Genomic DNA, 8,896 nt, shown 5'->3' with positions numbered 1-8,896 from the left:
CGCCCGGGGGCGAAACACGTCGGCCAGCCCCGCCAGCACGTCGGCCACGTCGCAAGGGCCGCGTTCCGCCTGTTTGGGCCGGGCAAAGTCCAGCAGGTCGCGCACCACCTTCCGGGCCTGCTCGGTGTGGCGCATGATCACGTCGATGTCCGCCTGGGCCTGCCCGTCCGGCGCGGCGGCGCGCAGCAGGTCGGCGTAGCAGTGGATGACCCCCAGGGGGTTGTTGATCTCGTGCGCCAAGCCTGCGGCCAGTTTGCCCACGGCCACCAGCTTTTCGTGCTGCTGGACGCGCTCCAGCATGCGGCGTTCGTCGGTTGTTTCGCGCAGGTAGGCCACGGTGCGCCCGCCACGCTCCAGCCGTCCGCCCAGCGGGTAGGCATTCACCGCAAAGGAGCGCCCGTCGCGCAGGGTCACCGCGCGCGAAACCGGACCGTCGCCCATGCGTGCGGCGATGTCCGCTGCGTCCAGCAATTCCTCCAGTCCCGGTCCGCCGAAGCCGGAGGCGCCGTCACTGGCAGCGTCGGCGCCTTGTCCCCTCGTTGCCGCCAGCGACCGGGTGAGCCGTCGGGCCGAACTGTTGGCCAGCACCACCCGGCCATCGCCGCCCAGCAGCAGCAACGGGTCGGAAATGCCCTCGAAGATGGAATCCAGCAGGGCGTTCTGGCGCAGCAGGTTGTCCAGCGCGTCCAGATTGTCCATGGCGATGCCAAGCTGCCGCCCCACGGCCTGGGCCAGGTCCGCCGTGCCGGGGCCGCTGACATGGTCCGCGTCCCAGTACAGACACAAGAGGCCGCGCGTGGTGTCGCTGGTCTGCACCGGGATGAACCAGGCGCGCGGGGTCAGGCGCGGGGTGCCTTCCGCCGCCATGTCGTGCCAGTCGGGCGGCAGATCGGGTCGCACCGCGCGGTCGGGCCAGGCGTGGAAGTCGCTGGCCGAAAGCACGCAGGCATAGGCGGCGCGATCCGCGCCGAAGCGCCGCGCGATGAGTTCCAGCGAGGCGGCCAGCAATTCGCCCTTGCCGCTGCTGCGGTTCAGCCGGTCCAGCAGCCCTACGAACAACGCGACATCGGTGCGTCGGGCCGTTGCCTCGGTGGCGAGGTCCACGGTGCGCTCGTGCACCATGCCTTCCAGGTTGGCCGCGTAGTCGCGCAGTTTGGCCCGTGCCTCGCTCAGGTGCAGGGCCAGCGATTCCATGTCGCCCAGCAGATCGTCTATGCCCACGTCCGGGTGGCCGCGGCGGGGCATGGTCATGTCCGCCTCGTCCGGGAAGTGGCGGCGCATCACCCCGCCCATGCGGCGCAGGTTGTGCACCACCAGCCGATTGAAGAACACGTGGATCACCGCGAACAGTACCAGCGCCCCGCCTGCGAACAGCACCCCGAACGACGTCACCGCATCGGTCATGCCGCTGACGGCCTGGTCCATGGGCAGGGCCACCATGGTCATGCCCGCAAGGTCGCCGGTCTTGCGCCAGAAGCCGCGTTCCGCCCCGTACATGGACAGCAGCACGGGCGGGGCTTCTGCCGGGTCGCCATGGCAGCGCAGGCACGAGGTCTCGAAACGCACCGGCCTCGCGGTGATGAACAGGCGCTCGCCGCCGTCTTCGGTCACGTCCTCCACGCGGGTCAGTTCCGGGTCTTCGCGGAACCGTTCGATGATGGCGCGCTCCAGGTCCGAGGCCTCGTAGGCGGGGTTGCGCGCGCCCACGGCCACCCTGCGGTAGGTGAAGCGGTCGTGGGCCAGATTGTTGTCGTTCATCACCGCGCGGGTGACGAACGAGGTGGACATGGCCTCGATGACGAAGGTGTCCTCGGAGAGGGTTCTATACATGGCAGGGCGCAGGGTGTTGCGCACGTAGCTCTGCACCGCCTCCGCCTGCGCAAGGATGAGCGCCGCGCGGTCGCGGGCCTCGTTTTCCACCAGACGCTCCAGATGCATGAACAGCGAAAGGGCGAAGAACCCGCCGAGGCAGGCGAGGATGAGCAGAAGGCCCAGCAGAAAGCGGGCCTGGAGCGAATGGGGCGTGAGTCGGATCACGTGGTTCCTTGCGCGATGCATCAACATATGAAGGGGCGGCGTCAGGCCTGCCCCGCCAGCTCCGTTCTGGTGTTCCGGCTCAGAAGGGGCAGTGCGGCGATGCCGTTCAGGCGGGCCGTGCATGTCGCCATGCCCGCGTGCCTGGCCTCGCATGCCCGATGTCTAGCACAGGCGGGGCAAAGGGCAACCCGCGTGCCGCAAGCTGCGTTGCACCGGCTGCGGGTGCTGCCGCGAGTTAGCAGGCGGGCTGGAGTGCTGCATGTATATATCGTTGTTATTGTTTGTTTTCCATCTTTCGGGCCTGGTTGGTCCGCGTCTTGCTCATGGGGCGCGATATCCGGCGCACGACAACCGTGGGCGCGGGCAGGTCGGGCGGTGCAAAGGGGTGCCGCGCTGCTTCGCCCCGCCGCCTTCCCCGGCACCGGGGAAGAGACGGCATCGGGCACCGGCAAGGGACAAGGAAAAGGGACGATGCACCGGCGGGCCATGCCCGCGCCATGCCCACAGCATGCTCGCGTCATGCGCACAGCATGGGCGCGGCGGGGCGATACGCCGGGGCATCCGTCCACAGGTCACGCAACCCCCAGGAGAAGCAACGCAATGGAAGACAAGGGGCTTTTCGGTAAGATCCTGGCCATCGTGCCCGGTCTCGCGGTGATGATCGGCACGCTCTACGTGCTGCGCGTGTACGTGGAGCCGTGGATGAAGGACGCCGTGGTGTTCGGCAGCAAGGGCTGGCTGGTGCAGGTGCTGAGCCTGAACTACATCCTGCTGTCCATCCTGACCGGCATGTTCTACCGCAACATCCTGTTCGGCGGCAAAATCCCCGCCTGGGCGGAAGAAGGCTTCCGCACCACCCGCCTGTTCATCAAGACCGGCGTCATCATGCTGGGCTCGCTGTACACCTTCGACAAGCTGCTGAAGGTCGGCGGCGTGGCCATCACGCTCATCGTGGCCTTCGTGTTCGGCACGGCCATCTTCGTGCTGTGGCTGGGCAAGCGCCTGGGCGCCGACCGTTCGGTCACCGCCACAATGGCCGCCGCCTGCGGCGTGTGCGGCGTTTCCGCCGCCGTGGCCACCGCGCCCGGCGTGCGCGCCAAGCCGGTGGACCTGGCCCTGTCCATCGCCACCATTCTCGGCTTCGGCATCATGACCATGTTCGTCAGCCCGTTCGTCGGCAAGATGCTGTCCCTGTCGGACTACCAGTTCGGCGCCTGGGTGGGCACGGGCATCCTGAACTCCGGCCAGGTGCTGGCCACCTGCCTTGCCTTCAACCCCAACTTCGCCCCCGGCACCGCCGTGGCCTACGGCGAAATCTGGAACGTGGTGCGCGTGCTGTGCATTCCGTTCGTGGTGTTCTTCATCACCGCCTGGTACTGGAAGGGCGAGGCCGACGCCGAACACGTCAGCCTTGGTTCCATCCTTGCCTCCAAGTTCCCCATCTTCGTGCTGGGCTTCATCGGCATGACCGCGCTGTCCTCGCTGCACATCATCGGCGCCGAAGGCTCCGAAACGCTGCACCTGATGCGCGACGTGATGGCCTGGGTGTTCGGCATCGGCCTCGTGGGCCTTGGCGCGTACATCGACGTGCGCGAAATCAAGGCCGCGGGCGGCACGCCGCTGCGCATCGGGCTCATTGCGGGCGTCTCCAAGTACGTCATCGCCATGATCATCATCCTGGCCTTCATTCCGAAGGAAGGCGCCTTCTAGGCGGCCCGCACGAGGAGAATACACATGTCCGACAAGAAGAAGTCCCTTACCGTATTCAAGAGCGATCGCCACGAGGACGTGGCAGCCATCTTCGCCTCTGCCCTCATCGTGGTGGTGGTGCTGGTCTACATGGCCTTCATCGTGCCTTCGGTGGGCATCAAGGCCTCGCAGGATGGCAAGCTGGTGGAGATCTTCGTGACCGAAGGCACCGACGTGAAGAAGGGCGACAAGCTCTATTCGCTGGAAGTGGTCAAGAAGAAGTGGGTCAACAACGTGATGGAAGAGAAGGTTGCCGTGGAAAGCTTCACCGCCAAGGCCAACGGCAAGGTGCTGAAGATTTCCGGCAAGCCCGGCGATGCCCTGAAGAAGGGCAAGCAGACCATCGTGGTGCTTGAGCATGAGAAGGGCACGCTGCCCTAGGGGCCGTTTCTAAATCGGGAAGTAGCCCCCCAGTCACGGGCAGAACCTGCTGCGCGCGGGGAATGCCCCCGACCGAAGCATCGCATACGCCAGACATCCGGCGGGCGGCCTTGTGCCGCCCGCCACCTGCCTACGGAGAACACGCCCCCATGAAGTCGCCCATGAAGTCGCCCATGAAGTCGTCCGCGACCACCCCCATGAAGCTGCTGCTTGCCCTTGACGACGGACCCGGCGCACGCCGTGCCGTGGACGAGGCCATCCGCATCGCCCGCGAGAAGGGCGCCACCCTGGACGCCCTGTTCGTCATCGACGCCACGTGGGACGTGTTTACCGGGCACGACTGGCTGTCTGGCTGCAATTCGCGCATCGGCTTTCTGGAATACATGCAGGGGCTGGAGGAAAAGGCGGCGGCGGAAAGCGCGCGCGCCTTTCTGGAACGCAGGGGCGACGTGCCCGGTGAGCTGCTGACCGCCCCCGGCGACGTGGTGGACGTTATCCGGGAGCATGCGGCCAGGGGGTACGATCTGCTGGTGCTGTCCAGCCCGTTCACGCGGGGGCTTGAAGTGATGCGCGACGCCGTTACCCGGCTGACCCGCGATGCCCCGTGCGACGTGCTGCTGGTGCGGGCGGCACCGGAATAGCCCCCGGTTTTCGGGCGTTCCGGCGTCCGGTCGTTTAGCGCCCGGCCATCCCGCACGCTTTGGCCGCAGCGTGTGCACCCGATGCACCGAAAGCCGGTAGCCAGCCATTTGCCTGGCATGACTGCCCTGTACCCGACGCCGAAATCTTTTCGCACGGCCGCCCCTGCCTGCCGCACCCCGTGTGGGGCGACCGATGCGATTGCCCACGGGCCCGCCACCGCCGGAGATGTCTCCGGCGGTGGTGCTGCGTTCGGAAATCGCGCCAGCGATCAGCCGATCTCGGCGGTGCAGTGGGGGCAGCGGGTGGCGCGCACATCTATTTTGCTGAAGCAGAACGGGCAGTTCTGCTGTTTGGGCGCCGCCGGTCCTTCCAGGCGCTCGCGCAGGGTGTTCACACCGCGCACCAGCAGGAACACGGCAAAGGCCACGATGGTGAAGCTGACCACCGTGTTGGCGAACACGCCCATGTTCAGGGTTACCGCGCCCGCCTGTTTGGCGGCGGCCAAGCTGGCGTAGGGGCCGGGAGCGGCGCCGTCGCGCAGGGTGACGAACAGGTTGGAAAAGTCCACGCCGCCCAGCACCAGGCCGATGGGCGGCATGATCAGGTCATCCACCAGCGACTTGACGATGGTGCCGAACGAGGCGCCCAGAATGACGCCCACGGCCATGTCCAGCGCGTTGCCCTTGACAGCGAATTCCTTGAAAGCCTTCAGCATGTGAACCTCCTGCTGCGAGAGACTGCCAGATGGTATGCACGCTTTGGCGCGCGGCGGCAACCCCGCAGCGGCGCGGCGCCTCCCCACCGGTTTTCTGGGGGCGTAAGGGAAGGGAGTGGGCGGACGGTGGTGGGGCGTTGGCGGCTGGCTGAAGCCCACGCGACAAAACTGGCGGGACTGGCGGCAGCGACATGGCGGTGGAGACCGGCATGGACGCGGAAGCCCGCCTGGCCGGGAATCGGCGTGACCTGGGTAACCGGTGAATCTGCCGTGATGCTCTTGACGGATGAAGCGATGCAAGGGTAGGGCAGTGCGCCCGGTACGAAACGAGAAGGCGGCATGCCATCGCATTCCGCACCGCAGGCGAGTGTGCACGTCAGGTCTGGTGCATGGTTGCACCACCCGGTGCGGGCGGCTGCCGCGCAAGCCGCAGGACGGACCGCACAATCGGCCGCGGGTTTTCCGCCACGAAGTGATGCCAAAAATGACAACACACGGTGTGTCGCCGGAATTTGCCCAGAACATCGGATAGTTGTCGTAACCGGTAGTATTTGACAGCTTTCCGGATTCCGTGGCATCAAAAAGTGTTGGTCGATGGTGGCATTCCTGCCCGACGCGCTGCATTGCCGTGCGTGCGCGGGGTGGTCGCCGTTGCGGCAATGTCTTTACAATATTGTTCTACTCGTTTCGTCAACATTTCGGAGGATCGAGCATGCGTAAAGGATGGTTCAAAGGCCTTGTTGCGGGTCTTGCCGTGGCCGTTATGGCCTGCCCGGCGTTTGCAGCGGACACCATCAAGCTCGGCGTGGCCGGCGCCCACAGCGGCGACCTGGCTTCCTACGGGCTGCCCACGGTCAACGCAGCCAAGCTGGTCGCCAAGATGATCAACGCCAAGGGCGGCGTGCTCGGCAAGCAGGTGGAAGTGATTCCCCAGGACGACCAGTGCAAGCCCGAACTGGCCACCAACGCGGCCACCAAGCTGGTGTCCGACGGCGCCAACGTGGTGCTGGGCCACATCTGCTCCGGCGCCACCAAGGCCGCGCTGCCCATCTACAAGGAAGCGAACATCGTGCTGATGTCGCCCTCGGCCACCAACCCGGCCCTGACCCAGAGCGGCGACTACCCCAACTTCTTCCGCACCATCGCCTCTGACGATCAGCAGGCCAAGCTGGGCGTGGACTTCACCATCGACAAGCTGGGCAAGAAGAAGATTGCCGTGCTGCACGACAAGGGCGACTACGGCAAGGGCTACGCCGAATACGCCAAGCAGTTCATCGAGCAGGGCGGCAAGGGCACCGTGGTGCTCTTCGAAGGCGTGACCCCCGGCGCCGTGGACTACTCCGCCGTGGTGCAGAAGATCCGCAACTCCGGCGCCGAAGCCGTGATGTTCGGCGGCTACCATCCCGAAGCCTCGAAGATCGTGCAGCAGCTGCGCAAGAAGCGCATGGACCTGCCCTTCGTGTCCGACGACGGCGTGAAGGACGACACCTTCATCAAGGTTGCCGGCAAGGATGCCGAAGGCGTGTACGCCTCCAGCTCCAAGGACGTGAGCGCGCTGCCCCTGTACAAGGAAGCCATCGAAGCCCACGTGAAGGAATTCGGCGCCGAGCCCGGCGCGTTCTACAAGGAAGCCTACGCCGCGTCGCTGGCCCTGCTGAACGCCATCGAAAAGGCCGGTTCCACCGATTCCGCCAAGATCATGAACGCCCTGCGCACCGAATTCGTTGAAACCTCGGTGGGCAAGATCAAGTTCGACAAGCGTGGCGATGCCGAAGGCGTCGGCTTCTCCATGTACCAGGTGAAGAACGGCAAGTACGCGGAACTCAAGTAGTTCTGCGGAAAGCATCCGATACGACAGGGGGGCGGGCCAGAGGCCCGTCCCCCGAGTTTTGACAAGGTGCGGCCATGGCCGCGCACGTACGGGAAGGCACTAATGGATTGGCAGTATTTCTGGGAACTCTTCTTCGGCGGGCTGACGCGCGGTTCCATCTACGCGCTCATCGCGCTCGGCTACACCATGGTGTACGGCATCATCGAGCTGATCAACTTCGCCCACGGCGAAGTGTACATGATGGGTGCGTTCACGGCGCTGATAGTGGCAGGTGCCCTTGGCATCTACGGCTTTCCGGCCCTGGCCATCCTGATCATCGCGGCGGTGGTCGCGGTCATCTACTGTGCGGCCTACGGCCTGACGCTCGAAAAGATCGCCTACAAGCCCCTGCGCGATGCGCCGCGGCTCTCGCCGCTCATCTCGGCCATCGGGATGTCCATCTTTCTCCAGAACTACGTCATTCTGGCCCAGACCTCGGACTTCATGCCGTTTCCCAATCTGGTGCCGCAGCCCGAATTTCTCGAGCCCATCGCGCACATCATGGGCGCGAGCGAGGTGCTGATCATCGTCACCTCGGCCGTTTCCATGGCCGCGCTGACGCTGTTCATCAAGTACACCCGCATGGGCAAGGCCATGCGCGCCACGGCGCAGAACCGCAAGATGGCCATGCTGCTCGGCATCGACGCCGACAAGGTGATCTCGCTCACCTTCGTCATCGGCTCGTCACTGGCCGCCGTGGGCGGTGTGCTCATCGCCTCGCACGTGGGGCAGGTGAACTTCGCCATCGGTTTCATCGCGGGCATCAAGGCGTTCACCGCTGCCGTGCTGGGCGGCATCGGCTCCATCCCCGGCGCCATGCTGGGCGGCCTTGTGCTTGGCTGGTGCGAAAGCTTTGCCACCGGGTACATTTCGAGCGACTACGAGGATGCGCTGGCGTTTGCGCTGCTTGTGCTCATCCTCATCTTCCGGCCTTCAGGCATTCTGGGCAAGGCCAAGACCCAGAAAGTCTAGGCGGCGCCCCCGCAAGGTGCCTTTTGTCCTCTGTCTGCGTCAGAACGCCTTTTTATTCCGGTCGAGTACGTAAGAGTATACTCCCTGCATAAAACGCCGTTCTTCCTTGACAGAGAACAAAAATTCCGCTTGTGGCGGCACCGCAAGGTCTGCGGCAACCCGCAGGCTTCAGGGCCTCTCCGCCTTGCCTGTGGTAGCCCGCAGGCAACGACCGCCCGCCGGGCGCCGGAACACGCAGGACACAACGACGCATTCCGAGGAAAGTCTTCATGCAAGGTCTCAAGAAATCCATACTGGTCAGCCTGTGGTTCATGTTCCTGACCTTCCCGCTCATGGTCATCAGGATCGACAGCCTGAACGGGACCATCGACTGGCGTTGGGAGAACATGTTGGGCATGGGCGTGGGCTCGTTCGCGCTGTCCTTCGTGTGGCGGTTCATGCTGGCCCGCAAGGAAGCCGGGCGCGCCGCCGCCGCGGGCGGCGCCATGTCCGCGCGCGGTGCGTGGTTCGAACGCCTGCGCAGCGACCCC

General features: G+C 65.4%; 7 protein-coding genes and 1 pseudogene. 6 read left to right on the top strand and 2 right to left on the bottom strand.

Annotated features, from left to right (window positions below; genetic code table 11):
• Positions 1-2,037: c-type heme family protein (locus FVW27_RS01650; RefSeq protein ID WP_167122176.1), on the bottom strand; the 2,037-nt coding region annotated here is incomplete at its 3' end.
• Positions 2,038-2,637: 600 nt separating this feature from the next.
• On the opposite strand from FVW27_RS01650, the gene FVW27_RS01645 reads away from it, so the two are divergent.
• The 3 genes from FVW27_RS01645 to FVW27_RS01635 all read left to right on the top strand — a co-directional run bounded on the left by FVW27_RS01645 (position 2,638) and on the right by FVW27_RS01635 (position 4,808).
• Positions 2,638-3,747: a YeiH family protein gene (locus FVW27_RS01645; RefSeq protein ID WP_167122174.1), complete on the top strand. Its 1,110-nt coding sequence runs from the start codon at positions 2,638-2,640 to the stop codon at positions 3,745-3,747.
• 24 nt (positions 3,748-3,771) lie between these two features.
• A complete protein-coding gene (locus FVW27_RS01640) occupies positions 3,772-4,167 on the top strand; it encodes a biotin/lipoyl attachment domain-containing protein (RefSeq protein WP_167122172.1) in 396 nt (131 codons plus the stop codon).
• A gap of 149 nt (positions 4,168-4,316) precedes the next feature.
• Positions 4,317-4,808, top strand: a complete 492-nt coding sequence (locus FVW27_RS01635; protein WP_243838143.1) for a universal stress protein — start codon at positions 4,317-4,319, stop codon at positions 4,806-4,808.
• A gap of 269 nt (positions 4,809-5,077) precedes the next feature.
• Here FVW27_RS01635 and mscL read toward each other — a convergent pair whose 3' ends face one another.
• Entirely contained in the window at positions 5,078-5,524 is a 447-nt protein-coding gene (gene mscL / locus FVW27_RS01630) for a large conductance mechanosensitive channel protein MscL (protein ID WP_167122170.1), read from the bottom strand.
• A 712-nt stretch (positions 5,525-6,236) separates the two neighbouring features.
• Here mscL and FVW27_RS01625 point away from each other — a divergent pair.
• The 3 genes and pseudogenes from FVW27_RS01625 to FVW27_RS01615 form a co-directional block, all read left to right on the top strand.
• Positions 6,237-7,355: a branched-chain amino acid ABC transporter substrate-binding protein gene (locus FVW27_RS01625; protein WP_167122168.1), complete on the top strand. Its 1,119-nt coding sequence runs from the start codon at positions 6,237-6,239 to the stop codon at positions 7,353-7,355.
• A 102-nt stretch (positions 7,356-7,457) separates the two neighbouring features.
• On the top strand, positions 7,458-8,366 hold the full coding sequence (locus FVW27_RS01620) for a branched-chain amino acid ABC transporter permease (protein WP_167122166.1): 909 nt from the start codon (positions 7,458-7,460) through the stop codon (positions 8,364-8,366).
• A 269-nt stretch (positions 8,367-8,635) separates the two neighbouring features.
• Positions 8,636-8,896, top strand: a pseudogene (locus FVW27_RS01615) (branched-chain amino acid ABC transporter permease); the annotation flags it as partial.

This window comes from Nitratidesulfovibrio liaohensis (assembly GCF_011682075.1).
Taxonomy (GTDB): Bacteria; Desulfobacterota; Desulfovibrionia; order Desulfovibrionales; family Desulfovibrionaceae; genus Cupidesulfovibrio; species Cupidesulfovibrio liaohensis.
Note: the sequence above shows the minus strand (reverse complement) of the source record. Positions and strands in the feature narration are given on the sequence as shown.